The 25,579-nt window shown below is 74.4% G+C and carries 19 protein-coding genes and 1 pseudogene; 19 read left to right on the top strand and 1 reads right to left on the bottom strand.

What is annotated here, in order from left to right; translation table 11 throughout:
- Nucleotides 1-1,390: pseudogene (locus AB0H71_RS33175) on the top strand (hypothetical protein); the annotation flags it as partial.
- Nucleotides 1,390-3,432 (top strand): hypothetical protein, encoded by a 2,043-nt coding sequence (locus AB0H71_RS33180; protein WP_357029301.1) that lies wholly within the window; start codon nucleotides 1,390-1,392, stop codon nucleotides 3,430-3,432. The pseudogene AB0H71_RS33175 and the gene AB0H71_RS33180, both read left to right, overlap by 1 nt.
- A 123-nt stretch (nucleotides 3,433-3,555) precedes the next feature.
- On the opposite strand, the gene AB0H71_RS33185 is transcribed toward AB0H71_RS33180, so the two are convergent.
- Entirely contained in the window at nucleotides 3,556-4,452 is an 897-nt protein-coding gene (locus AB0H71_RS33185) for a hypothetical protein (protein WP_357029304.1), read from the bottom strand.
- A gap of 169 nt (nucleotides 4,453-4,621) precedes the next feature.
- Between AB0H71_RS33185 and AB0H71_RS33190 the strand changes: the two genes are divergently transcribed.
- From AB0H71_RS33190 to AB0H71_RS33270, 17 genes are all read left to right on the top strand, one after another.
- Nucleotides 4,622-5,647, top strand: coding sequence for an NlpC/P60 family protein (locus AB0H71_RS33190; RefSeq protein ID WP_357029307.1), 1,026 nt, complete (start codon nucleotides 4,622-4,624; stop codon nucleotides 5,645-5,647).
- Complete coding sequence (locus AB0H71_RS33195; RefSeq protein ID WP_357029310.1) at nucleotides 5,628-6,296, top strand: hypothetical protein; 669 nt, start codon at nucleotides 5,628-5,630, stop codon at nucleotides 6,294-6,296. Before AB0H71_RS33190 ends, AB0H71_RS33195 begins: the two co-directional genes overlap by 20 nt.
- 313 nt (nucleotides 6,297-6,609) lie before the next feature.
- Nucleotides 6,610-8,370 carry a type VII secretion AAA-ATPase EccA gene (eccA, locus tag AB0H71_RS33200; protein ID WP_357029314.1) on the top strand — a complete coding sequence of 587 codons (1,761 nt, stop codon included), beginning with the start codon at nucleotides 6,610-6,612 and terminating at the stop codon, nucleotides 8,368-8,370.
- A 32-nt stretch (nucleotides 8,371-8,402) separates the two neighbouring features.
- Nucleotides 8,403-9,956, top strand: coding sequence for a type VII secretion protein EccB (gene eccB / locus AB0H71_RS33205; protein WP_357029317.1), 1,554 nt, complete (start codon nucleotides 8,403-8,405; stop codon nucleotides 9,954-9,956).
- The gene (gene eccCa / locus AB0H71_RS33210) at nucleotides 9,953-13,981 is read left to right on the top strand and encodes a type VII secretion protein EccCa (RefSeq protein ID WP_357029320.1); all 4,029 of its coding nucleotides are present in this window, start codon (nucleotides 9,953-9,955) and stop codon (nucleotides 13,979-13,981) included. Before eccB ends, eccCa begins: the two co-directional genes overlap by 4 nt.
- A 56-nt stretch (nucleotides 13,982-14,037) precedes the next feature.
- Nucleotides 14,038-14,364, top strand: a complete 327-nt coding sequence (locus AB0H71_RS33215; protein WP_357029323.1) for a PE domain-containing protein — start codon at nucleotides 14,038-14,040, stop codon at nucleotides 14,362-14,364.
- 33 nt (nucleotides 14,365-14,397) lie between these two features.
- Nucleotides 14,398-15,747, top strand: coding sequence for a PPE domain-containing protein (locus AB0H71_RS33220; protein ID WP_357029326.1), 1,350 nt, complete (start codon nucleotides 14,398-14,400; stop codon nucleotides 15,745-15,747).
- On the top strand, nucleotides 15,735-16,097 hold the full coding sequence (locus AB0H71_RS33225) for a WXG100 family type VII secretion target (RefSeq protein ID WP_357029329.1): 363 nt from the start codon (nucleotides 15,735-15,737) through the stop codon (nucleotides 16,095-16,097). Before AB0H71_RS33220 ends, AB0H71_RS33225 begins: the two co-directional genes overlap by 13 nt.
- A 49-nt stretch (nucleotides 16,098-16,146) precedes the next feature.
- Complete coding sequence (locus AB0H71_RS33230) at nucleotides 16,147-16,455, top strand: hypothetical protein (RefSeq protein WP_357029332.1); 309 nt, start codon at nucleotides 16,147-16,149, stop codon at nucleotides 16,453-16,455.
- A gap of 26 nt (nucleotides 16,456-16,481) precedes the next feature.
- The gene (locus tag AB0H71_RS33235) at nucleotides 16,482-17,312 is read left to right on the top strand and encodes an ESX secretion-associated protein EspG (protein ID WP_357029335.1); all 831 of its coding nucleotides are present in this window, start codon (nucleotides 16,482-16,484) and stop codon (nucleotides 17,310-17,312) included.
- 14 nt (nucleotides 17,313-17,326) lie between these two features.
- A complete protein-coding gene (locus AB0H71_RS33240; protein ID WP_357029337.1) occupies nucleotides 17,327-18,847 on the top strand; it encodes a MinD/ParA family protein in 1,521 nt (506 codons plus the stop codon).
- Nucleotides 18,844-20,358 carry a type VII secretion integral membrane protein EccD gene (gene eccD, locus AB0H71_RS33245; RefSeq protein ID WP_357029340.1) on the top strand — a complete coding sequence of 505 codons (1,515 nt, stop codon included), beginning with the start codon at nucleotides 18,844-18,846 and terminating at the stop codon, nucleotides 20,356-20,358. The genes AB0H71_RS33240 and eccD overlap by 4 nt, the downstream gene beginning before the upstream one ends.
- Nucleotides 20,359-20,372: 14 nt before the next feature.
- Nucleotides 20,373-21,812 carry a type VII secretion-associated serine protease mycosin gene (gene mycP, locus AB0H71_RS33250; RefSeq protein WP_357029343.1) on the top strand — a complete coding sequence of 480 codons (1,440 nt, stop codon included), beginning with the start codon at nucleotides 20,373-20,375 and terminating at the stop codon, nucleotides 21,810-21,812.
- A 26-nt stretch (nucleotides 21,813-21,838) separates the two neighbouring features.
- A complete protein-coding gene (eccE, locus tag AB0H71_RS33255) occupies nucleotides 21,839-23,524 on the top strand; it encodes a type VII secretion protein EccE (RefSeq protein WP_357029346.1) in 1,686 nt (561 codons plus the stop codon).
- A 9-nt stretch (nucleotides 23,525-23,533) separates the two neighbouring features.
- Entirely contained in the window at nucleotides 23,534-23,869 is a 336-nt protein-coding gene (locus tag AB0H71_RS33260; RefSeq protein ID WP_357029350.1) for a helix-turn-helix transcriptional regulator, read from the top strand.
- A 66-nt stretch (nucleotides 23,870-23,935) separates the two neighbouring features.
- Complete coding sequence (locus tag AB0H71_RS33265) at nucleotides 23,936-24,880, top strand: hypothetical protein (protein WP_357029353.1); 945 nt, start codon at nucleotides 23,936-23,938, stop codon at nucleotides 24,878-24,880.
- Complete coding sequence (locus tag AB0H71_RS33270) at nucleotides 24,877-25,563, top strand: hypothetical protein (RefSeq protein WP_357029356.1); 687 nt, start codon at nucleotides 24,877-24,879, stop codon at nucleotides 25,561-25,563. The genes AB0H71_RS33265 and AB0H71_RS33270 overlap by 4 nt, the downstream gene beginning before the upstream one ends.
- The last annotated feature ends 16 nt before the right edge of the window (nucleotides 25,564-25,579 follow it).

Raw genomic sequence — 25,579 nt, forward strand, 5'->3', positions numbered from 1 at the left:
GCCCGCCGGCGCGCCCACCGCACCCGGCCTGCCGCCCGCTCCGATCACCGCGGCGGGCGCGGACCACGGCGCCACCGGCCACCCGGCCGGGAGCGCGCCGGTGAGCGGCGACCCAGCGGCGACCTCGGCGGCGCCCACCGGCGCCACCGCGCCGTCCGGAGCCGGTGTCGCCCCGCCCGTTCCGCTCGCCCCGCTCGCGGCGGGCCCCGACGACCACCGGCCGCAGAACGGCGCGAACCGGGGCGAGGCCGTCCCGGCCGCCCCGCTGCCGACCCCGTTCGCGGCGGCGGTCGCCCAGGCCAGGCAGGACGCCGCCGAGCCCGGCCATGTGGTCGGCGCCGCGGTCGACGACGACCTGGTGCTGGCCCGGACCCTGCTCGCGGGCGTGCTCGCCGCCACCGAGGCGGCCGTCGGCACCACCTGGGCCGTCGCCGTGCTGCGCGGCCCCGCCGGGGCCGGGGTCTTCATCACCAGCAACGAGGGCCGCGGCTGGCTGCCCGCCGGGCTGCACCTGCCGCGCGAGATCTCCACCCCGTGGCTCTGGGATGCCCTGCTCGCCACCCCCGAGCACGGCGGCTCGCCGTGGGAGGGCATCGCCGACCCGGCCCGGGTGCTCGCCGAGTTCGCGCTCGCCTGGGGCGCCAAGGCGAATGCCGGGCTCTCCGCGCTGGCCTCCTCCGGCCCCATCGACCCCGGGCTGCGGCTGCGGCTCGGCGGCACCGCCATCGCCGACCACGTCGGCCCCGCCTACGACCTCGACCTGCGCGTCCCCACCCCGGATACCACCGACCGGCTCGGCCTGGCCGGCTCCATCGCCGGGCTGGAAAGCGCCACGGCCGTGCCGGATTCGCAGCTCCGCGCGCACACGCTCGAACTGGCGGTCACCGCCAACGCCGCCACCGGGCGCGCGGGCCGCACCCCGCCGGAGGCGCGCGCCGCCCGGCAGCTGCGCGAACGGATCCTGGTCGAGCTGACCGCGGGCGGCACCGTCCCGCGCCGGCTCTGGGACGAGCTGCGCGACGCCGACGACCTGCTCGCCGCGTCGATGCTGGCGCAGCGCATCGATGTCGGCCGGGTCGAGCTCGGCGAGCTCCGGGTCGACACCGCCGCCGCCCCGCTGCGCGACCTGGTCTTCGAGCGCCGCTGCACCGAGCTGGTGCTGCTGCTCGAGGGCGAGCCGACCAGGCAGACGCTGCGCGACGCGGTCTACGCGCACGGCCAGATCACCGAGCATCCGCAGTTCACCGCGGCTCCGGCGGCGGTCTCGGTGCCCGAGCGGGTCGCGGTTCCCGCGGGTGCCCCTGGTGCGGTCGCCGCGCCCGCGGTCGGTGGGCCGCCCGCCGGTGCGGTCGCCGCGCCCAGTACCTCGCCGCCGGAGCGGTCGGTCTGATGGCGCCGGAGCCGAGGGTCGACCCGAAGGTCGACGCGAAGGGCGACGTCGCCGGGAACAGCGTCGACGTCGGGGGTGCGATTCTCTCCGGCTCCCCGATCAAATCCGCCGACGGCAGATACCAGCTGGCGCTCGACAACGGCAACCTGGTGCTGTTCGGGCCGAACGGCGTCGTCTGGGAGTCGGCGACGACGAACACCAACCCGGCGGGCCGGGGCAGCGGCAATATCATGGCCGCCTCGATCGGCCCGGACGGGCAGATCATCCTCAAGGCCGATGCCTACTACCAGTCGCTTCCGGTGTGGGCGACCGACAAGGTGGCGGGCGCGGTCCGGCTGCAGCTGAACAACGACGGCAGCCTCGTCTTCCTGGACAAGGACGGCAAGCCGATCCACACGGTCTCCGCGCCGGACCCCGAGCGCGGCTTCGAACTGCACCTGCACCACCCGTACGGCGCATCGGCCAATCTGGACAAGCACATCGACATCTGCGAGAACTTCCTGGTCACCGCCTGCGCCCAGGAGCTGTGGGGAACTGGTAGGGAGACCGCGAATCCGTCGCTGGACAAGCTGCTCACCAAGGCGGGGCTGCCCGGCACCAAGAACGACTCCACCATGACCGAGCGCTACGACGGCAAGACCGAGCGGCTCGACAAGGTGAATGCCGACCTCTACAAGAAGGTCCAGCAGGTGCACGTCACCACCCGCGACCTCTCGCAGCAGGCGGCGACCGCGCTCAAGGGCATCCAGGCGCAGGTGGACTCGACCAACGAGAAGCTGCGGGCGCCGCACCGGGTGGAGAAGGCGCCGCAGGCGGTCGCGAACCCCCCCTCCTACATCGAGTACGACGAGAAGGGCAATGTGAAGGGGGAGCCGAAGCTCCCCGCCGCCACCGAGGACTTCCTGCTCGGGGTCCTGCACGACCTGGTGCACTTCGTCGAGGGCGAGATCAAGAAGGTCAGCGACGCCGCCGACGCCAGTGGGCGCGACGTCGACGACAAGGAGCCGAAGTACGACGGCGAGAAGAACGGCAACGGCCAGTACAACGGCGGCTACGGCGACACCTCCGGGGGCACGACACCGCCCGGCACCGGAACCCAGGACTTCAGCAGCCTCTACGGCGACCTCCTCGGCACCGGCGACTCCCTCGGCACCGACCCGCTCACCGCCGGGACCGGCAGCGGCTCCAACAAGATCGTCGACCTGCTCAACTCGGCCATTGAGGAGATCGAGGGCGGCGCGGGCGCGACGACCGCCGGGACCGTCGGCACCACCGGCGCGGGCGGCACCGGCTCGACCGGCGGGGGCTCGACCGGCGGCACCGGCTCCGGCATGAATCAGATGATGCAGATGCTGCCCATGATGATGATGATGCAACAGATGATGCAATCCGCGTCCAAGGACCGGGGGCGCGACCGGGATCGGGAACGCGAGGAGGAGCGCGAGGAGCGGGAGCCGGAGCCGGGCCAGGACCCGAACGTGCCGGTCCAGCAGGTGCAGAACCAGGGCGCCGCCCCGCCGCCGGGGACGGTCACCGCCGAACCGGCCGCCCCGCCGACGGTGGTGCTCGGCACCAAGTCCATGGTCGACGTGCAGCTGCCCACGAAACCGCCGAGCACACAGCAGGTCTCGCAGGTGGTGGCGGAGGCGATCCAGCGCGAGCTGAACAACCCCAACGGCAGCGATGCCAGGGCCGCGTACGTGGGCACGCCCGGCGAGTCCTCGGCCGCCAATCCGTGGACCATGGTGGACGGCAACGACGTCCGCACCGGGGATGTGGCGCAGTGGCGGGATCACACCGGGCTGGTGGTGGTGGTCGACGGGGTGCCGAACATCATCGTCGACGGGCAGATCGTCCCGCTCGACCCGAACAACCCGGCCGCGGGTGAGTTCCTCGGTTTCGCCCGCCCCGGTGGTGCCGGGATCGCCGAGCAGGTGCCCGGCACCGAGGAGGCGCCGCCCATCCCCGCCACCCCCTCGACCCCGCCGGCGCCCATGCCGCCCGCCGTCACCGCGCCCCCGCCGGTCAGCGTCACCATCTGAGAAGGGGCCGATACCGCCGGCGGCTACACCGCCGCCGGCGACTGGACCGCCGGGCCGGCATTCGCGCGGCTGTCGCGGGAATCCGGCGCGGTGAATCCCGGATGGCCCAGCGGGAACCCGCCCCTACACGACGGCGGTCGGGTCCGGAATAGGCTCGGCGTTCACCGCGGGCGGCGGCCCACCGGGCTCCCCGGCCTGCACGCCGGGCGGCGGCCCCGCGGCATTCGGATCGGCGGATTCCGCCGGATCCTTCTTCGCCTCCTCCTCCGCCTCCTTCCGCTTCTCCTCCTGCTGCTCGAGCAGCTCCGGAATCTGCGAGAGCAGCGGCATGGCCGCCATCGGCAGCATGGCGAGCATGGGCAGGATCCCGCCCAGCCCGCCGTCCCCGCCGCCGCCCCCACCGGTCGCCGCCCCGCCCGCCGAGACCTGCTCGGTACCGCCGCCGGACTTGTTCCCGCCCGCCATGTCCTCGTTGAGCTTGGCGACCGCCTCGACCTTGTCGTACACCGCGTCGACGGCGTCGGCCACCTTCTTCAGCAGCGCCTTCTCCTGCGCGGGCTGGAGTTTCGCCGTGCCCGCCGCGGTGAGCGCGGCGTTCAGCTCGGCCACGATGGTCTTGATCGCGCGCAGCGTCTCGTTCTGCTCGGCGGCGACCACCACCGAGGTCTTCAAGACCTGGGTGTCCAGGGTGAGCAGGGTGGTCTGGCGGGCCTGGACCGCGGTGATCGCCTTCTCGTACTCGTCGACGCCCTTCCCCTTGCCGATATCGTCGAGCACCACCGGTTGCAGCAGGTCGTCGACCTTGGGCGGCGGCTTCGGCATGCCGCGGCCGAGCAGGTCGACCGCGGTCTGGATCGCCATCTCGGCGAGGCCGATGAAGGCGAGCAGCCCGGGCGAGCCGCCCGCCGGTCGCACCAGCTTGACCGGCCAGTAGTTCTTGCCCGCGACCAGCGTCATCAGCGGCGTCGCGGCGATCTTCGCGGCATCCTCGGTGCCGGATCCCGCAGCGTCGACTGGCATGGCGCACCACCTTCCTGGGATTCCGTTCATTGTCCCGGCTTCTCCCCGATGGGAATGCGGGCCAAACCGGGCACCCCCAGGATTGGGAACACGCGCGGGGCGGCGCTCTCCACAATGAGCGGATGCGAATCGAGAGATGGTCCGCACCGCGCGAGGGCGAGCCGGTCGAATGGCGCCCGCGCTGAGCGGCGACGTGGACGGGGTGCTGCGCTCGATGCTCGAGCTCTACGGCGCGGGCAGCCCCGACGCGAACCGGGCGGCCGGCCCCGCCTACGCGACCGCGGCCGAGGCGGGCCGGGTGGCGGGCGCGGCCGCGGCGGGGTACTCGCAGGCCGAGGGGATGCGCAGCTCCATCGCGGATTCGCACAGCAGGCGGGACGGCGTGGTCGGGCGGGCCGTCGGGGAGTCCGGCGACGGCACGGTGCACGGCCGCTCCCGGCTCACCGATCAGCTCGCCGACTTCCGCAGCCGGGTGCAGGCGCTCGCCGCGCTCGGCGGGGCCAGGTTCTCCGGCCCGGCCCTGCTCGACGCCGCGCACACCACCGTCTCCAACGCGGTGCGCCAGGTCGACGCCGACGTGGCCGCGGCCCGCAAGCAGGCCGCGCAGATCATGCCGCCGGAGGCGCCGCTGCAGAAGTTCACCCGCACCGTCCCCGCCGGGCGGCGCAGGCGCAACCGCTCGCGCTCCGGCCGGCGCTCGCGCTCCCGCACCGGGACCGCCACCCGCGCCGGCCGCGGCCGGGACCCGGTCGTCCCCGGCACGTTCCGGGACGACGGCACCGCGGGCAGCGCCGCCGTCCAGGCCGCCTTCGGCCAGATCGGGCTGGACTACGTGTGGGGCGGCGGCGGCGCCAACGGCCCGACCGGCGGCGGCTTCGACTGCTCCGGGCTGACCCAGTACGCCATCGCGCAGGCCTCCGGCGGCGAGGTGATCCTGCCGCGCACCACCTACGACCAGATCTACAGCGGCACCCGGGTGCCGATGGACCAGGTACGCCCGGGCGACCTGGTGTTCCCCAGCGACTCGTTCAGCTCGCGCGGGCCGGAGCACGTGCAGCTGGCGGTGGACCGCAATAGCGTGGTGGAGGCGCCGACGCCGGGCGAGAAGGTGAAGCGGACGCCGATGCCGGACCAGGCGATCATCATCCGGGTGCTGCCGGCCGGGGGAGCCGGGCGTGGCGATCGAGATACCTGACGAGGTCGCCCGCTTCCTCGCCGCCATCGGGGTGCCGCACCCCGATATCGACGAGGACGACGTGCGGGCGCTGGCCGGGTACGTGCGGGAGCTCGCCGCCGGCCTCCGGGCCGCGCCCGGCGCGCCACCCGACCCGGACCCGGCCGCGGGGTGCGCCGCCGAGGCGCTGCTGCGCTCCCTCGCGGCGACCGGCGCCGCGCACCGGGAGCAGCTCGACACCGGTTGCCGGATATTCGCGGCCGCCCTGGACGGGGCCGCCGACGTGCTCGCCGCCGTGCATGCGGCGGGCTGGGGCAGCAATGTGGGTAGGGCGCCGGGCCGAGCCGGCGTCGTAGATGGGGTGCCGGGCGAGCCGGGCCGTGCCAGCGCCGGCGATCGGGTACCCAGCGGAGAGCTGGGCCGGGTCGGCGACGCGGATCGGGCGCCGGGCGGCGAGCCGGGAAAGGCCGGGGATGAGCGGCCGGCGGCGAGGAAACCCGCCCCTGAGACGAAACGGCCCGCCCACACTCCGTGGCGCCGACCGGCGGCGAAGGCCGAAACCCCCACCGCGGCGCCGCGCCCCCGCACCCCCTGGCGAAATCACCGCGCCGCGAACATCACCGTGCCGACGATCCGGCACCCCCGCGACGAGAACGGCACCCACCCCTGAAACGCCGGCGGAGACCGGCGGCACAGCCGCCGGTCTCCGCGGTCGGAAGCGGGATCCGCCCGCGTCCTGAGAGGGGTTCCGGGGTTACCGATGCCGTGCCGGCGTCACCGGTAACCGCCGGTGTGCGGATCGGCAGGATGAGGGTCTGACCGATCCGCCGCAAACCTTACACCTGAATAACGGTCCATGCAATCGTGTGCACTTATGAGACGTCATATAACTGCTTCCCATCCGTGGGAAGCGCGCGCCCCCGGTTGCCGGGGGCCGGAACCTATCGTTCTCGCAGGCGAGATCGGCGGAAGGGATATCCGAGTTGTCAGCGGCCGAGGACGCGTTCTACACCGGGGTTCAGAATCTGGGACTGGTCACCGGTGCGGTGCGCAATGAAGAGCATGCGAGGGCGGCGTTCCGGGCGGCCACCGATCTCGATCCGGATATGTGCGATGCCTGGCTGGGCCGGGCGATGGCGGGCGAGGTCACCGCGGAGGTGATCTACGGTGCCTTCCGCTCGGTGCACAACCTGTACCGCGACCAGCAGCGCGCGGGGCTGGTGGACCGGGCGCTCTGGTGCCAGGTGGAGATCGGGATGTACGGGCTGCGGGTGGCGATGGCCGACCGCGACCAGATCTCGGTGGCGCAGGCCTGCTCGTACGCCGCGGACGGCGAGTGGGCCGAGGCGGCGACCATCCTGGAGAGCGTGCCGAGCGACGACATCGCCGACTTCGTGCGCATGTCGCTGTACTTCCGCACCAAGCGCTGGCCCGACGTGCTCGCCGCGCGCACCGCCCGCCCGGTGCTGGAGGACGGGCTGCTCGACATCGCCGCCGAGCTCATGGCGGCGACCGCGCTCGCGCACACCGGCCGCACCGCCGAGGCGCTCGCCCGGGCCCAGCGCATCGTCGACGACAGCCGCTCCGGCAACCTCTCCTACATCTGGGCCGACGCGCACTACCTGCACGGCATGCTGCTGCGGCACAACGGCGACCACGAGGAGGCCGACCGCATCCTGGGCGGGCTGCGCAGCTCGGCGCTCTGGCCGGACCGCCCGGAGTGGCAGCGGGCGCTGCGGGACAAGGCCTTCCGGCTGGAGGTCGCCACCGCCGAGATCATCGCCTCGCGCACCGACGCCTGGGATCCCGCCACCGGCCTGGACCCGGCCGAGGCGGCGGCGTCGGCCGCGAAGGCCGAGCGCGACACGCTGCTCGAGGAGGCGTCGGAGCTGCTGCAGGCGCAGATCGGCATGGACTCGGTGAAGGAGCAGGTGGATCGGCTCAAGTCCGGGGTGCTCATGGACCAGGTGCGCGCCAAGCGCGGCCTCGCCGTGGACGCCAGGTCGCAGCACCTGATCTTCTCCGGTCCGCCCGGCACCGGCAAGACCACCATCGCCCGGGTGATCGCCAAGATCTTCGCCGGGCTCGGCGTGGTGGAGAACGCCGAGGTGATCGAGGTGTCCCGCAACGACATGGTCGGCACCCACCTCGGCCACACCGCGCCGAAGACCAACGCGCTCATCGACTCCGCGCTCGGCGGGGTGCTCTTCATCGACGAGGCGTACACGCTGATCCAGGAGGGGCTCTCCGGCGGCGACGCCTTCGGCAAGGAGGCGGTGGACACGCTGCTGGCCCGGATGGAGAACGACCGGGACAAGCTGGTCGTCATCATCGCGGGGTACGAGGACCAGATCGACCGCTTCCTCGCCTCCAACGAGGGGCTCGCCTCGCGCTTCACCAAGCGCATCCGGTTCGCCAGCTACGAGGCCGACGAGCTGGTGCGGATCGCCGATCACATCGCGCGCAAGAAGGATTCGATCCTCTCCGGGGAGGCGCGCGAGGCGCTCCGCGAGCGCTGCGCGCACCTGGCCGCGAACCGGAAGGACGGCCGCAGGCTGATCGACCTCGCGGGCAACGGCCGCTTCGTGCGCAATGTGGTCGAGGCCGCCGAGTCCGAGCGCGACTACCGCTTCACCCGCACCAATATCGATGTCCTCGCCATGACCGACGAGGAGCTGATGACCATCGACGTGCTGGATGTGACCGGCGCGCTGGAGAGCCTCGCCCCGGTGGCGCGGGCGTGAACCGGCGCCGGGCGCCGCGGGGGGAGTGAGCGGTGGCGCGCTTCCGGGTGGTGACCAAGCACCAGATCTCCGGGTGGCGATTCCTGCTGCGCCGGATCGAGCACGCGCTGGTGCGCCGGGACGCCTCGATGATCGACGACCCGCAGCGCGGCCGCTCCACCGCGCTCTCCATCGGGGTCGCGCTGGCCTGCGTGGTGATCGCGGGCGCCGCGGTGCTCTCGTTCTTCAAACCGGCGAAGCGGGTCGCGGATTCGAAGATCGTCTCCGAGAAGGACTCCGGCGCGCTCTTCGTGCGGATCGGCGACCGGCTGCACCCGGCGCTCAACCTGACCTCCGCGCGGCTCATCCTCGGCTCGGCGGACAAGCCGGTCCCGGTCTCGAAGGAGGAGCTGGCGAAGTATCCGCGCGGCCCGTGGGTCGGTATTCCCGGCGCCCCGGGCACCATCGCCGACACCGCCGAGCGGGACTCCTCCTGGACGGTCTGCGACACCTCGCGCAGCGGCGCCACCGCCCAGGTGGACCCGAGCACCGGGCTGCCGACCGCCCGGCTCTCGGCGCCGCACACCACCGCGATCGGCGGGCCGCTCACCGTGGACGGCACCGTGGTGCGCGGGCTCGCCGCCGACGAGGCCAGGCTGTTCCGCGACGACACCACCACCTGGCTGGTGTACACCGACGGCGAGCGGGGCGTGGTGCGCGCCGCCATCGACCCGGCGAACTCCGCGGTCGCGCTCGCCCTCGGCATCGATGCCGCCGCGCCGGTGCTTGCCGTCTCGAAGGGGCTGATCGGCGCGATTCCCGAGGCGCCGCCGCTGACCGTGCCGCAGGTGCCGGGCGCGGGGGAGGTCGTGACGCTGAGCTCCGGGCTGACCATCCCGATCGGCTCCATCCTCACCACCTCCGCGCCGGACCAGCCCGCCGCGTACTACCTGGTCGCCAGGGACGGCCTGGTGCGGGTGACGGCGCTGCTCGCCGCCATGGTCCGCAATGCCGACGCGCACGGCGCGGCCTCGGCCCGCACCATCGGGCCCGACGTGCTCGCGGCCAACCTGCGCCCCGGCAGCTGGCCCGGCACCGCGAGCTACCCGGCCAAGCCGGTGCGGCTCGTCGACCCCGAGCGGATCGGGGTGAGCTGCTACCACTGGTCGCGCACCGACCGCGACCCCGCCGCCGTCACCGAGCTGCTGGTCGGCACCGGGCTGCCGCTCTCCGCCGAGGAGCAGCGCCGCACCGTCTCGCTGGTCACCGCGCCCGCCTCCGGCGGCAGCACCGCCGACGCCGCGCACCTGCCCCGCGACACCGGCCGGTTCGTGCAGGTGACCGGCGCCGACACCGGGTCGCCGCTGCGCGAATCGCTGTACTGGATCTCCGACAGCGGGGTCCGCTACGGGGTCGAGGCGGCGCTCACCGGCAGCGGCACCGACCCCACGCTGACCGCGCTCGCGCTGCGCACCCCGGTGCCCGCGCCCTGGCACATCGTCTCGCTCTTCGCCGTCGGCCCGACGCTCTCGCAGCGCGACGCCAGGGTCATGCACGACGGCATCCCACCGGATCAGCTGGTGGCCGGCTTCGGAGCTCCGTCGTGACGGTGACCCGCCGCTTCGTCCGGCCCGCGCGGATGGTGCGCGGCCCGAAGGCGCCCGCGGTCACCGAGCTGCGCCTGCAACCCCCCACCGAGCTGCCGAAACCGGTGCCGCCGTCGCGGCTCAAGATGATCATGCCCGTGGTCATGGTCGCGGCCATGTGCGGGATGGTCGTGATCATGGTGCGCGGCGGCGGCATCGGCAGCTCGCCCATGGCCATGCTCTTCCCGGTCATGATGATGGTCTCGATGTTCGGCATGATGGGCGGCTCGATGGCGGGCAACTCGTCCGGCGGCGCCGCGAGCCTGAACGAGGAGCGCAAGGACTACCTGCGCAGCCTCACCGAGAACCGCAGGACGGTGCACGGCTCCGAGGCCGAGCTCTTCGAGTTCCTGCGCTACACCCACCCCGGCCCCGATGCGCTCACCCGGTTGATCGGCGGCAAGCGGATGTGGGAGGTGCAGGTGGCGCACCCGCAGTTCCTGCGGGTGCGGGTGGGGCGCGGCCGGATCGCCAACCAGGTGCGGGTGATCGTGCCGGAGGCGGCGCCCACCTCCGACCTGGACCCGGTCGGCGTGGTGGAGCTGACCCGGTTCGCCAAGGCGTACTCGACCGTCGGCGGCATGCCGGTCGCCATCAACCTGCTCTCCGCGCCGCAGCTCGGGCTGGAGGGCGACCCGGAGGCGGTCGCCGGGCTGGTCCGGGCCATGATCGCCGAGGCGGTGGTGCTGCACGGCCCGGACCAGGTCGCGGTGGCCGCGGTGCTCACCGACCCCGATGCCGAGCAGTGGGCCTGGCTGAAGTGGCTGCCGCACACCCAGCACCCGGCCGACACCGACGCCATCGGGCCGGGCCGGATGATCTACCGCACCGTGAGCGAGCTGCGCGCCAAGGTGCTCGCCGGGCTGAATCGCGGGCCGTTCTCCGCCAACTCCCAGCCGACGCTGGACCGGCAGCACTACCTGCTGCTGGTGGAGACCCAGGGCGCCGCCACCGACCGGGACATCTCCGGCATCGACGGCTGCACCTGGATCCGGATCGGCGCCGCCGAGCAGTACCTGCCGCGCGCGCTGCGCTTCACCGTCGCCGCGGACGGCGCGCTGAGCGAGCTGAGCGCGCGCGGGCCGCGCCCGGTCGGCACCGCCGACGCCATGTCCGCGCCCGCGGTGCGCGCCCTGGCCCGCACCCTCTCGCCGTACCGGCTCACCACCGTGGTGGAGGCGGTCGCCGCCGAGCAGGCGGGCACCGGGACCAGCTGGGAGGAGCTGGTCGGGATCGCCGACCCCGGCGACATCCGGGTGGCCAGGCAGTGGCCGCAGCGCCGGGACGCCGACCGCACCCGGCTGAACATCCCGTTCGGCCACGACCCCGCGGGCGGCGTCGTGCACCTGGACATCAAGGAATCCGCCGAGGAGGGGATGGGGCCGCACGGCATGTGCATCGGCGCCACCGGCTCCGGCAAATCCGAATTCCTGCGCACCCTTGTCCTCTCGGCGGTCGCCACGCACCCGCCGGACCTGCTCAACCTGCTGCTCGTCGACTTCAAGGGCGGCGCCACCTTCCTCGGCTTCGACCGGCTCTCGCACGTCACCGCGGTGGTCACCAATATGGAGGAGGAGGCCGATCTCGTCACCCGCATGGAGGACGTGATCAACGGCGAGATGGCCCGCCGCCAGCGCATCCTGCGCGACGCGGGCAACTTCGCCAGCGTCGCCGATTACGAGCGGGCCAGGGAGCAGGGCGCCGAGCTGGCCCCGCTGCCCACGCTGCTGATCATCCTGGACGAGTTCGCCGAGCTGCTGGAGCAGTACCCGGGCTTCGCCAAGCTCTTCGTCGCGATCGGCAGGCTCGGCCGCTCGCTCCGGATCCACCTGCTGCTCGCCTCGCAGAAGGTGCCGGCCAACCGGATGGGCGAGCTGGAGGCGCACCTCTCGTACCGGATCGCGCTGCGCACCAACCAGACCAGCGATTCCCGCGACGCCATCGGCACCGCCGACGCCTACCACCTGCCGAAGAAGCCGGGCGCCGGGTACCTGCGGGTCGGCGCGGGGGAGCTGCAGCGCTTCCAGGCCGCCTACGTGGGCGCGGCGTACGCGGCGCCGGTGCAGAGCGCCGCCGGCGCGCAGCGGGTGCGGCGCGCGGGCGGCGGCTACCGGCCGCCGCAGCTCTTCGTCTCCGGGGTGATCGCCGAGCACCGGCCCCCGGTCGTCGAGCCGGAACCCGTTGCACCCGAGCCGGATTCCGGCGCCGAGCCGGTGACCGTGATGGAGACGGCGCTACAGCAGCTCGCCGGGCACGGCAGGCGGGCGCACGCCATGTGGCTGCCGCCGCTGCTGGTCCCGCCGACCCTGGACCGCATGGTCCCCGCGGTGCAGCCGGGCGCGCTGCAGCTGCCGGTCGCGCTGGTGGACCGGCCGCGCCAGCAGCGCCAGGACATCTGGTCGGTCGATCTGGCCGGCGCGGGCGGGCACGTCGCGGTGGTCGGCGGGCCGCAGTCCGGCAAGTCGACCACGCTGCAGACCCTCATCCTCGCCGCGGCGCTGACGCACACCCCGGAGCAGGCGCAGTTCTACTGCCTGGACTTCTCCGGCGGGCTGGCCGGGCTGCGCAGGCTGCCGCACGTCGGCTCGATCGCCTCGGCCCGCGACGGCGACCGCATCCGGCGCACCTTCGCGCTGCTCACCACCCTCATCGCGAGCAGGCAGGTGCTCTTCGCCGAGCTCGGCATCGACTCCATGCGCGAGTTCCGCAGGCGCCGCGCCACCGCGGCGGGCGCCGCCGAGCTGGCCGCGCGCGGCGACCGGCACGGCGACGTCTTCGTGGTGGTGGACGGCTGGGACATCGGCTTCGCGGTGAACGGCCCGTACTTCGACGAGTACCTGCCGCTCATGGAGTCGATCGCGCTACAAGGGCTGAACTTCGGCGTGCACCTCATGGTGAGCAGCTCGCGCTGGGTCGCGATCCGCCCCGCCGTCAAGGACCTGCTGCAGACCCGGATCGAGCTGCGGCTCGGCGACCTCACCGACACCGTCTTCGGCAACCACCGCGCCGCGGTCGCCGCGGTGCCGGCCGAGCGGCCCGGCCGCGGCATCACCGCCGAGGGGCTGCACATGCTGGTCGCGCTGCCCCGGGTGGACGGCTCCGGCGACGTCGAGACCGCGGGCGCGGGGCTGGCCGCGGCCGTCGACCGGCTCGGCGCGCAGTACCGGGAGCGGCACGCGCCCGAGGTCAAGCTGCTGCCCGCGCGGATCACGCTGGCCGAGGTCGCCGCCGGGCTGCCCGCGCCCGCCACCCCGGCCGAGCGGCTGCGGGTGCCCTTCGGCATCCGGGAATCCGACCTCTCCGCCGCCACCATCGATTTCGGCGTCTCCACGCACCTGATCGTGCTCGGCTCGTCGGGGTCGGGGAAGTCGACGGTGCTCGGCGCGCTGCTCGCCGCGATCCGGAGCCGCTTCGACCCGGCGCAGGCCAGGGTGCTGCTGATCGACTACCGCAGGCAGCACATGGACGCGCTGCCGGAGGAGCAGCTGGTCGGCTACCTCACCAGCGAGCGCGACGCGGTGGAGAACCTGCCCGCCTTCGCTGAGCGGATGCGCGCCCGCCGCGCCCCGGACGGCGTCACCTCGCAGCAGCTCAGGGAGCGCTCGTGGTGGAGCGGGCCGGAGATCTTCGTGGTCGTGGACGACTACCACATGGTCGCGCAGCGCGGCGCGCGGAATCCGCTGGAGCCGCTGAAGGATCTGATCGTCGACGGCCGCGACACCGGGCTGCACGTCGTGGTCGCGCGGAATATCGCGCAGGCCGACACCGCGATGTACGACAGCGTGCTCGGCCAGATGAAGAATCTGAACTCCTCCGGATTCATCATGGACGGCTCCAAACTGGACGGCATTCTGGTCGGCGACGTGAAGGCGACGAAACAACCCGTCGGCCGCGGAATTCTGGTGGAGCCGCTGCATTCCCGGAAGGACCTCGTGCAGTCGGCGTGGATTCCGCCGGACGAATTCCCAGAGTTGGGAATGGCTTAACGTTCTGTTGGTACCGCCCGGTACGGGTCGACACCCCCGCTTCACCAGGAGATCTCATGACTGTCGACGTAACTCCGGAACATCTCGTCGTGACCAGCGGTAATCTCGCCGCCGCCGAAGCCGCGCTGAGCGCCGCGCTGGAGGCGGCGCACGCGGCCACCACCACCGCGCTCGCCGTCACCGCCACCCCGGAACCGGTCATGGCGGCCTGCGGGGCGCTCTTCCAGTTCTTCGAGACCCCGTTCGCCGGCTGCAACGAGGGCGGCGCCACCTATCTGCGCAACGGCCACCAGGTCCTGCTCCCGGTGAGCACCGGGTACGAGACCACCGATATCGCGGGCGGCGTCTCGACCGCCGCCGCGGGCGCGCGTTTCGGCAAATAGGCCGATTCGAGCACGGAGGGAATCGGAGGCACCATGCCATTGTTCGGATTCGGCGCGCTGCCGCCCGAGGTGAATTCCGCCCGGATGCTGCTCGGCCCCGGCCCCGCCCCGATGGCGGCGGTGGCGGACTCGTACGCGCTCGCCGCGCTCGCGCTGGCCACCATGGCGGCCGAGTCCGCGGGGGCGATGGGCGTGCTGGAGACCACCTGGCGCGGCCCGGCCGCCAGCCGCGCGCAGCGCGCCTTCCGCAACCACGGCACCTGGCTGGAGCAGCAGGCCCAGGTCGCGGCGCAGGCCGCGACGAGCGCGGCCGCGGTGGCGGGCGCCTGCGCGGCGGCCGAGGTCGCGATGCCGCCGCTCGGGGCCATCCTGGCCAACCGCGCCGCATCGGCCACCCTCGCCGCCAGCAACACGATGGGGCAGAACACGATGGCCATCGCCGCGAACGAGGCGGTGTACATGGCGATGTGGGTCGCCGCGGCCGCGGTCATGGAGGCCTACGCGGCGGAGGCGCTCGGCGCGGCCGCCGCACTGCCGCCGCCGGTGCCGCCGCCGCCCATCACCACGCTCGGCACCGGGTACGAGGCGGTGCAGACCTTCGGCGAGCTCGGCGGCGACGAGTACAGCGCCGCCGACGACACCGGCACCCGCCTCGAGCGGCTCGCCGACACCGGCGGCGGTGGCGACACCGGGGGCGATACCGGCGGTGGCGGCGACACCAACCCGCGGGACCTCACGCAGCCGGCCGACCCGGGGCCCAACCCCGGCAACGACCTCACGAATCCGCCCACCGAACCGCCGCAGGCACCGGGTGATCCGGGGCAGGCGCTCGGCGACGTGGAGCGTGCGGGCGCCGGGCTGCCGGACTCGCTGGCCGACACCACCTCCGGCGGCGAGGTGCTCGACCAGCACGGCTTCCTCGGCACCTCGCCGTACTCCAGCACCCTCGCCGCGCTGAACGGCGGCGCGCTCGCCGCCGCGGGCGGGCTCGGGCTGATCACCGGCGGGCTCGGCGCGCTGGCCGGCTCCGCGACCGGCTTCCGGATGCCGCGCACCTGGACCCCCGGCGCGGGCACCGCCTTCGGTGCGGCGCCGAGCGCGCCCTCGGCGGCCCCGGTGAGCAGGCAGGCGCCGCGCGGCGTCACCGCGCCGCGGGCCACCATGCGGCGGCGCCGGGACGAGGAGCGGGACGGCCAGGTCAGCGTCTTCGTCCCGGGCGGCGAGCCGGAGGTGCCGCTGCTGGAGGAGATCCCGGTGATCGGCGTCATCTCCTACGACGACGAGCCGCCGGAGGACGGGTACGCGCTGCGGCAGTACGCGGCCGGCGTGCTCGAACCGGCCTACGAGTTTCACCAGAGGAAGGAACCACAGTGGCAACCTTGATGAATGTCAGCCCCGAATCGATCCAGGCGTCGGCGGGCAAGACCGCGGCGGGGCTGGGTGAACTGGAGAGCCACCTGAAGGGGCTCTCCGGCGCCCAGGACGAGCTCTACGCCGCCGTGCAGGGCCAGACCGGTGACGCCATCTACCAGGCCATGAGCCAGGCGTACACCTCCGGAAAGGCGCTGGCCGGGACGCTGCAGGAGATCGTCGACGCGATGACCGCCGTCGGCGCGAACTTCGACGCCGCGGATCTCGACTCCGCGGGGCAGTTCTACCGCGACCTCGGCACCGACGGAAAGCTCGACACCGGCGCCGGTTTCGGCGCCTCCAAGCTCAACATGAATTTCTGACCGGCGCGATTCCGGTTATCGAGTACCGATCCAGAAAGGCGGCGAACCGATGAGCGGTAAGCCTATCCACGTCAATTTCAGCGCCGCGGACGCGGCCACCGGCACCGTCGGCTCCCTGGTGGCGGCGATGGAGACCAACACCGCGAACCTGCGGAAGATCTACCAGCAGCTGCTGCAGGAATTCCAGGGCTCCGGCGGCACCGGCTACGAGACGGTCATGGCGAACTTCGACAGCAAGCTCACCGCCTACGACGGCAGCGTGAACAACGTCAAGGCCAAGCTGGTGCAGAACGTCAACACCGGCGGTATCCACCACGAGACCGATATCGCGCAGGGCAACCGCTTCCTGGGCGTGTAGCGGGGTTCGCGGATCGGCATCGGCACGTGGAGAGCGACCCCGTCGCGGTCGATCTGAACGTCGACGCGGCGCTGCTGCTGCAGGAGCTGGCCGGCATCGAGTCCTACCCCCCGGTGCTGGCCGTGCTGCCGAACATCTACGACCTCGACGACCGGAACCGGGTGCGCGGCGCCGTCGCCGCCGAGCTCGACGAGCTCGGCATCCTGGTCGGCGGCGCGGTGCACCCGGTGGTCGAGCGCTGGCTGCACTGCCTGCACCGGCCCGATATCGAGCTGGTGGCGCGGATCGTGGACACCGGACTGACCGGCGGCGACCGGACCATGCTGCGGTTCTCGCTGGTGCGCAGCGCGCAGCAGCACGTGCTCGCGCTGCGCTGCGAGGACAGCATCGTGATCCAGCCGGTCTTCCAGGGCGGGCGGGAGCTGCGGAACGTCTCCGCGGCGCTCACCGCGGCGCTCGGCTACCTGCCCGCGGTGCGGTTCGAGCCGGTCAGCGCCGACCTGGCGGAGTTCGAGGAGGTGCCGGGCGATCCGGCCGCGCGCCGCGCCGCGCTGCTCGACCTGGGCGCGAACCCGCACAGCGCCGGGGTGCTGACCCGGGTGCTGGACGAGGTGGTGCGGCGCACCGAGGTGCTCGCGGTGCAGCACCGGGACGGCGGCTCCACCGACACCGAGGTGTGCCTGACCGTCCTCGACACCGTCTCCGGGCGGGTCGTCGTGGTGCCGCACCGGACGCTGGACGGGCGGATCGGCTCCACCTACGCGCCGGGCGACGACGCGGCGGTGCACGCGGGGGTGGTGGCGCTGCTGGAGCTGCTGCCGGGGCGCAGCTGGTTCGACACCAGCCGGATTCAGTGAGAGAGAGGAATCGGATGCCGAGCACCAATGGTCGCTCCGCCGAGTCGGTCCGGCCGCTCGGCGGGTACGACGCGTACTTCGCGCAGCCGGACGTGGCGCTGGCCGCCCCGCCCCGGGCGGAGGACGCGGAGCCCGCGCCCTTCCAGGTGCCGGACGCCGCCCGGCTGCTCGCGCAGTCCGGCGCCGCCGCGCCGGCGCCGACCGCGGCGGCCCCCGAGACCCCGCCCCCCGGCGCCGCCGGCGAGCCGCGCCCGGCGCCGGCGGCCGGCCGCGGCGAGCCCCGCCCCGAGCCGGAGCCCGGCCGCGAGGTGCCGCACTCGGCGACGGTCGCGGGTGCCGACGCGCCGCGCCCTGCGGCCGAGTTCGACGAGCCGACCTCGTGGGCCCCGCCCCCGGAACCTCCGCACATCATCGAATCCGCCCGCGCGCAGCCGGATTCCGGCGAACCGCGCGCCGAGATCCGGCGGTACACCGCGCCGTCACGGGCGCAGACGGCGGCGCGCAGGCGCGCCGAGTACGGGGTGGCGGAGGCGAGCCCCCTGGTCCCGGAGCGGATCGAGCGCACCGCCGAGCCCGCCCCGCGCATCGAGGTGCTCCCGGCCACCCTCACCTCGATGGACCTGCTCGCCGATATCGCCGCCGCGAACCGCGCCAAGCTCCGCTCCACCACCGGCATGCGCGGCGCGCTGAACAAGGTCGGCTTCCGGCTCGGGCTCTCCCCGGCCGAGCAGCGCATCGAGGAGCGCCGCGCGCGCATCCGCCGCCAGCTCACCTCCACGTACCAGATCGCCGTGGTGAGCGTGAAGGGCGGCGTCGGCCGCACCACCGCCGCGGCCGCGCTCGGCTCCACCTTCGCGGCGCTGCGCCCGGACCGGGTGGTCGCCATCGACGCCAACCCCGACTTCGGCGATCTCGCCACCCGCACCAGCCGCCACCCCTACGGCCTCACCCTGCGCGACCTGGCCCAGGCCCCCGACCTGGACGCCTTCTCCGCGGTGCAGTCCTTCACCTCGATCAACACCGCCGACCTCGCGGTGCTCGCCTCGCCGTGGACGACCGAGGCCACCGAGCCGCTCTCCGGCCACGAGTACACCACCGCCGTCGAGGTGCTGCGCAGGCACTTCAACCTGCTGCTCGTCGATTGCGGCACCGGCGTGCTCGACGCCGCCTCCGCCACCGTGCTGCGCGCCAGCGACGCCGTCGTGGTGGTCACCCCGGCCACCGTCGGCGGCGTCACCGGCGCCGTCGCCACCCTGAACTGGCTCGGCGCGCACGGCCTCGGCCGCCTGGTGACGAGCTCGATCGTGGCGATCGTGCACCACCAGCCCGCCAAGCCGACCGTGGAGGTGGAGGCCATCGAGCAGCTCTTCGCGACCGCGCAGCGCCCGACCCGGGTGCTGCCCTACGACGCGCACCTGGCCGAGGGCGGCGAGATCGACCTGCGGCTGCTGAACGGCGAGACCGCGGCCGCCTTCGAGGAGCTCGCGGCCGAGCTGGCCGACGGCTTCCCCGGCCACCAGGGCGGGTGGCGATGAGCACGGCCGTCGCGCCGCCCGCACCGGTCACCGCGCAGCCCTCCGCCGAGGTCGCCAGGGCCCGGATCGCGGTGCTGGTCGCCACCTACCAGGTGGACGTGGTGGTGCCGACCCGGTTCACCATCGAGACCTTCATCGACGACCTGCTCGCCGTGCTGGCCGCCGCCATCGACGACGCGGAGGTGGATTTCGTTCCGCCGCAGGGGCAGTGGAGCCTGGCCAGGCCCGGCGAGCCGCCGATGCCGCGCTGGCGCAGCCTGGCCGACCACGACATCGCCGACGGCACCGTGCTCGTGCTCGCGGCGATCGAGTCGGCGGAGGTCTTCACCCCGGTGGTGGAGGACATCACCGACGCGCTCGCGCAGATCAACGAGCGCGAGTTCGCCGAGTTCGACCCCGGCACCGCGGCCGTCGCCGGGCTGGCCGCGCTCGGCGCGGGGGCGTCCGCGGTGGCGGTGCTGCTCGCCCGCTCCTGGTTCGCCTCCGGCTCGCTCTGGTGGTGCGCGCTGCCCGCGCTGCTGCTCGGGTTCGCGTGCTGGGGCGGCGCGGTGCTCGCGTTCCGCCGGGCGGCTCCGCCGCGGCTCCCGCTCGGACTGGTGCTCGCCTCGATCCCGCTGCTCTTCGCCGGCGGCGCCATGCTGGTGCCACCCGCCTACGGCGAGCCGGGGCCGTTCGCCGCCGCCAACCTCGCGGCCGGCGCCGTGGTGGCCGCGGTCGCCGCCGCGACCATGCTGCGGCTCACCGGCATCGGCACCGCCACGCTCACCGCGATCACCGTCGCGGGCGCGGTGCTGGCCTGCGCGGCGCTGCCGCTCACCTACGTGGAGCTCTCGGTGGCCCAGGTCGGCGCCGGCACCGTCTTCGCCGGCATCGTGCTGCTCACCGCCGCGCCCCGGCTCGCCGTGGTGATCGCGCGGATCCGCCCGCCGGACCTGCCCGACCCCGGCACCGAGGTGGCGCCGGCCACGCTCACCGACCTCTTCGACGCCGAGACCGGCCGCGTCGTCGAGGAGGGCGAACGCCCGCGCGCGGCGGGGGAGCCCGGCATCGAGGCGCGGGCCCGGCTCGCGGTGACCAGCCTGCGCGGCCTGATCGCCGCCGTCGCCGCGGTGCTCGCCACCGCGGTGGCCTGCACCGCCGCGGCCGCGCCCGGCGGGATCAGGGAGCTGGTGCTGGCCGCGGCCGTGGCCGGCATCCTGGCGCTGCGCTCGCGCTGGTTCCCGGACCGGGTGCAGGCCATCGCGCTGCTCGCCGCCGCCACCGCGGTGGTGGCCGCGGTCGGCATCCAGCTCGCGGGCGCCTACCGCACCCCCGGCGCCGACCTGGTGGTCGCCGCCGTGGTCGCGCTGCTCGCCTGCGCCGGGTGCGTGGCCGCGCTCCGGCTGCCGGGCCGGCGGCTCTCGCCGGTCACCAGGCGCATGATCGATCTGCTGGAGTACGCGCTGATCCTGGTCGTGCCGGTGATCGCCTGCTGGATCATGGGCGTCTACACCGCGATGCGGAGCCTGTAGATGCGGTGCGCGAGATGACCGGGCCGCTGCTCCGCCCCTCCGGCGTGAATCCGGCGCGGCCGCCGGATCGAGCCACCCACCGGCCGGTCGGCGCCCGGGCGCGGCGGGGAGCGGTGGCCGCGCTGGCCGCCGCCCTGCTGGCGATCACCGCCGCGCCGGCGGGCGCGCTGGCGCCGCCGGAGGTGGTGATCGGCGCCCCGCCCGCCGACGACCCGCCCGGTCCGGAGTTCCCGGTCAAGCAGGACAAGGGCTGCCTGGCGGCGGGCGTGCTGCCGGACAGCGACCTGACCCGCACCCCGCCGCCGGAGGAGGCGCTCGACCTGGACCGGGCGCGGGCGCTGAGCCGCGGCGCCGGGGTGACCGTCGCGGTCATCGACACCGGCGTGCAGCCGCAGCCCCGGCTGCCCAACCTGGTCGGCGGCGGCGACTACGTGACCCCGGGCGGCGACGGCCTCTCCGACTGCGACGCGCACGGCACCCTGGTCGCCGGGATCATCGGCGCCGCCGACGATCCGGCGGACGGCCTCACCGGCGTCGCCCCCGACGCCAGGATCATCTCCATCCGGCAGCACTCCGGCGCCTTCGTCCCCGACGGCGGCAGCCTCGACCAGGCGCAGCGCGCCGCCGCCGAGATCAGGACGCTGGCCCGCGCCATCACCAGGGCCGCGAACCAGGGCGCCGGGGTGATCACGGTGTCGCTGCCGATCTGCATGCCGGTGGAGCAGCAGCTCGACCAGGCCATGCTCTCCGCCGCCATCGGGCACGCCGTGCACGTGCGCGGCGCGCTCATCGTGGCCGGTGCCGGGAACACCGGGAGCACCGGCTGCCAGGAGCAGAACCCCGCCATCGACCCGGCCCGCCCCGGCGACCCGAGGAACTGGGAGAAGGTGCGCACCATCGCCACCCCCGGCTGGTTCGCGCCCACCGTGCTGACCGTCGGCTTCACCACCGCGACCGGCGTCCCCATGCCGGATTCGCTGGCCGGGCCGTGGGTTTCGGTCGCCGCGCCGGGAACCGGGGTGGAGTCGCTCGGCCCCGGCGGGAGCGGCCTGGTGAACGGCGTCGGCTCGCCGGACAAGCTGGTCCCGGTCGGCGGCGCCTCGTTCGCCGCGGCCTACGTGAGCGGGGTGGCGGCGCTGCTGCGCTCGCGCTTCCCGAACGAGACCCCCGCGGAGATCGCGGCGCGGTTGCAGGCCAGCGCGCACGCCCCCGCCCGCGGCATCGACAACGCGGTCGGCGCCGGGCTCATCGATCCGGTGGCCGCGCTCGGCTACCGGAGCCCGCCGCGGCCGCCCGCCGGGCTCTTCCGCGGCACCCCGTTCACCATGCCGGTGCCGCCGCGCCCGGCGGACCCCATCCCCGCGGTCGCCGCCACCGTCGTCGTGCTGGTCGCGGTGCTGCTCGGGGCGGGCGGCGCGGCGGGCGCGAGCGCGCTGCGCCGGAGGCGCCGGTGACGCGCCCCGAGCTACGGATCGGCGGTGTGGAGCGCGCACCCTTCGCCGCGATCGTGATCGCGGGCGGGCCACCGCTGGTGCTGCTCTCGGCACACGCGCCGTGGTGGGTGCTCGCGCTGGTCTGCACCACGCTGCTGGTCCTGGTGACCGTGCGGGTCGCGGGCCGGACCGCGGTGCGCAGGCTGCTCGACCGCATCGCCTACCGGGCCGGGTACGCGGCGCGGGCGGCGGCCCGCGCGGCGCCGCTGCCGATCACCGATGTCGCGGTGCGCGCCGGGATCTGCGGGATCGGCGGGCGGGACGGCGTGCTGGTCGCCATGATCCAGCTCGCCCCGAACCTGGATCTGCCGACCGTGGTCACCGAGGCGACGCTGTACACCGAGGACACCATCGGGATCGGCGAGCTGTCCCCGATGCTCGACCAGTTCGGCATCGCCGTCGACATCGATGTGGTCACCACCGGGCGCCGGGTGCGCGCCGACGGCGGCTACAGCATGCTCTACGACCAGCTGATCGGCACCCACCCGGTGGTCGGCGACCGCCGCACCTGGCTGGTGGTCCGGCTGGACCAGCGGCGCAACCTGGTCGCGCTGGCCCGGCGCGGCGCGGTCGAGGTGACCGGGCCGCAGGCGCTCGCCACCGCGGCGCACCGGATCGCGAACCGGCTGCGCGAGCGCGGGATCGCGGCGCACGCGCTGCCCGCGGGTGCGCTGCGCGAGGCGACCCGCTCGCTGCACGCCGGGGTCGAGCTGGACGAGCTGCGCGAGACCTGGCGGCAGCTGGAGTCGACGGTGCCGGGCCGCAGCGTCACCAGCTTCGCCATCGACTGGCCCCGGCTCGGCGAGGCCGGGCTGGACGACTGCTGGTCCTGGAGCCGCGGCCACACCACCCTGGTGATCGCGCTCTCCGCGGCGGCCGCCGGGCCGCGCGCGCTGGTGCGGTATGTGGGCCCGCCGGTCTCCGCGTCGGTGCCGGAGTACCTGCGCCCGCTCGGCGGGGCACAGTCCGCCGCGCTGCTGGCCTCGCTGCCCGGCGTGGTGGCCGTCGGCGACCTGCGCGGCGCGGAGTCCGGCGCCGATATCGCCCCGGCCGAGCTGGTGGCGCGGCTCGCGCTGCCGATCGGGCCCAACGGCCAGATCCTCGGCGCCATCAGCGGGCAGCCGCGGCACAGCCTCGCGCTGCCGCTCTTCGACCCCGCCCGCTACAACCCGCGCCGCCGGGCCATCGATGTGCACGCCGTGCTGCCGGTGGCGCAGCAGATCGTGCTGCGCGCCATGGTCGTCGGCGCCGATATCGAGGTGCACACCGCGCGGCCGCAGAACTGGCTGCAGCTGGTCGCCGCCGTCGGCGACGACCGGTCGCTGCGGCTGATCGACGACCGTGCGGGCGAACCGCTGTCGCGGCCGGAGCCACCCGCGACCATCGCGGTCTTCGACCAGCTCCCGCCCCGCGGCTCGGAGGCGCCGACCACCGTGACCATCAACGAGCCCGGCGGCCCGCGCCAGCGCTCGGCCGACCTGGCCATCACCCAGGTCAGCGCGACCGCGGTGGATGTGAGCATCCCGATGCGTACAGTGCGGGTAGAGCTGATCGAGCCCCGCGGCGAAACCCGCTACGTCGATCCCGCCGACGGCCCGCGCCCACCGAGCGCGGCCGCCGGTTCCACTGTCCCCCGAGCGAGCTCGCCGACCGGCGGGCTGCGCGTGAGCTGACGAGGCGCTATGACTATTTCCGTGGCAGCGGATTCCCCCGGCGACGCGGCGGAGACGCCGGGTGACGGGGCCGCGCTGACGCCGCGCCAGGCGGCGGCGGCCATCTTCTCCCGCAGGCTCTCCGACCTGATCGCGGAGTCGGTGGTCTCCACCGAGGACGGCTCGACCCGCTCGCTGACGCTGTACTCGCTGGCCAGGCACCTGGAGCTGGCCTACCCGGACGTGCCGGTCTCGCAGTCCGGGCTGTACCGGCTGATCCACGGCGACGCCATCCCCCGGCTGGACCTGGTGATCGCGCTGGCCCGGGTGTTCGACGTGCCGCAGGAGTACTTCCTCTCCGAGTGACGCCGTTCCCACCGGCGGGAATATCGTCCACGCGGGGGCCGGAGCTGCCCGGATAGCATTCCGGCCATGCCCGACGAGGACTCGGGAGATGTCTTTCTCCATCATCGCGCGCTGCTCCTCGACACCCTGCTCGCCGATCCGGCGCTCGCGGGGCCGGGCCGCGGCGCGCCGGACCCGGAGCTGTCGGGGCCGGTCTCGGCGCCGGCGCGGAGCCAGGGCGGGCCGAAGGCCAGCGAGCGAATCCTGGCGCTGCTCAACGGCGACCAGTACGAGCCGGAGCCGCCGCCCGGCCTCACCACCGTCGCCCGCCCCGGGCAACCGCAGGGCCCCGCGCCCGAACCGGCGCCCGAGCCGCCACGGCCGCCGGGCCCGGACGGGCCGCTCGCCGCCGGGCTCGCCCTGCTGCGCAGGCCGAAGGTGGCGATCGCGGCGGCCGCCGCGCTGGTGCTCGCGCTGATCCTGACGTTGATCACCACCGGCGGCCGCACCGACGAGCAGGCCACCGTCGGCACCCTCGTGGTCACCGCACCGCCGCTCACCACCGCGCCGAGCACCTCCGCGGTGCCGCTCACCGAGCCGATCGAGGTCAAGTCGGCGCAGTCCAAGTGCCCGCCGGGCAGCACGGCGGCGATGGACGCCTTCAGCGGCGTGCCGGACAAGGCGTGGTCCTGCGTCCGCGCGTACAAGGTGGACGGCCAGGTGCTCAGCATCGACCTGGGCCGGACCTACGAGGTCGACTCCATCGGCATCGTGCCCGGCTGGGACAGCGTGGCCGCCGACGGCACCGACCAGTGGCCGAGATTCCGCACGGTGAGCCGGGTCTCGTACCAGTTCGACGACGGCAACTCCACCGTCTACACGCAGCAGACGCTGAATCAGCGCACCCTGGTGGTCACCCCGATCCGGCCCGCGCTGCGCGCCTCCCGGATCGTGCTCACCGTGCTGCAGTCCAGCGGGGACGCCGCGATCAACACCACCGCCATCTCCTCGGTCGTGGTGACCGGCCGATGAGCGGGCCACCCGAGCTGGTCTGCGAGTACTGCGCGCACCGCAGCCACGGCGGCGAGTCCAGGTGCGGGCACTGCGGCGGGCCGCTGCGCGCCGCGCTCGATATCGCCGAGACCACGGTGCGCGGGGCGCGGGAGGTGGTCAAGGACGCGCACGAGGTGGTGAGCCACGCGGAGCAGGTCGCCGGCGTGCTCGGCGGCGAGTGGCAGCGCTTCGTGCTGCCCGCCGCCGCGGTACTGCTGGCGGGGCTCTGCGCGGTGCTGGTGTGGTCCTGCTCGCCGCTGCGCTCGGCGGTGGCGCCGCCGCCCCCGGCCGCCGCGGCGCAGGCGCTGCCCGAGCTGCTCGCCGCCGCCACCTCGTGCGAGCGGGCCGACGCCGGGCGCCGCACGGAGCGGTGCGTGCTGCCCGCCGGCAGCCCGCTGCTCTTCGGCGGGCTGGCCGGGGGGCGCGAGCTGACGCTCTTCACCGAGCTGGCGACGCCGGAGGAGCTCGCCGCCACGGTGCGCCGGTGGCGCGCGGCGGGCGGCGCCGTCCTGCTCGACGGCCGCGTCTACGCCGCCGTCGGCCCCTCCACGACCGTCCTCTACGCCGACTCGCGCACCGGTCTGGTGCTCGAGACCAGCGCCTTCTCCGGCCCCGCCGCGGCACGGACCTTCCTGAACCGGGCCGGGCTGCTCATGCCGTGACGCCGCGGCCCCGGCT

It is taken from the genome of Nocardia sp. NPDC050697 (assembly GCF_040654395.1).
Taxonomy (GTDB): domain Bacteria; phylum Actinomycetota; class Actinomycetes; order Mycobacteriales; family Mycobacteriaceae; genus Nocardia.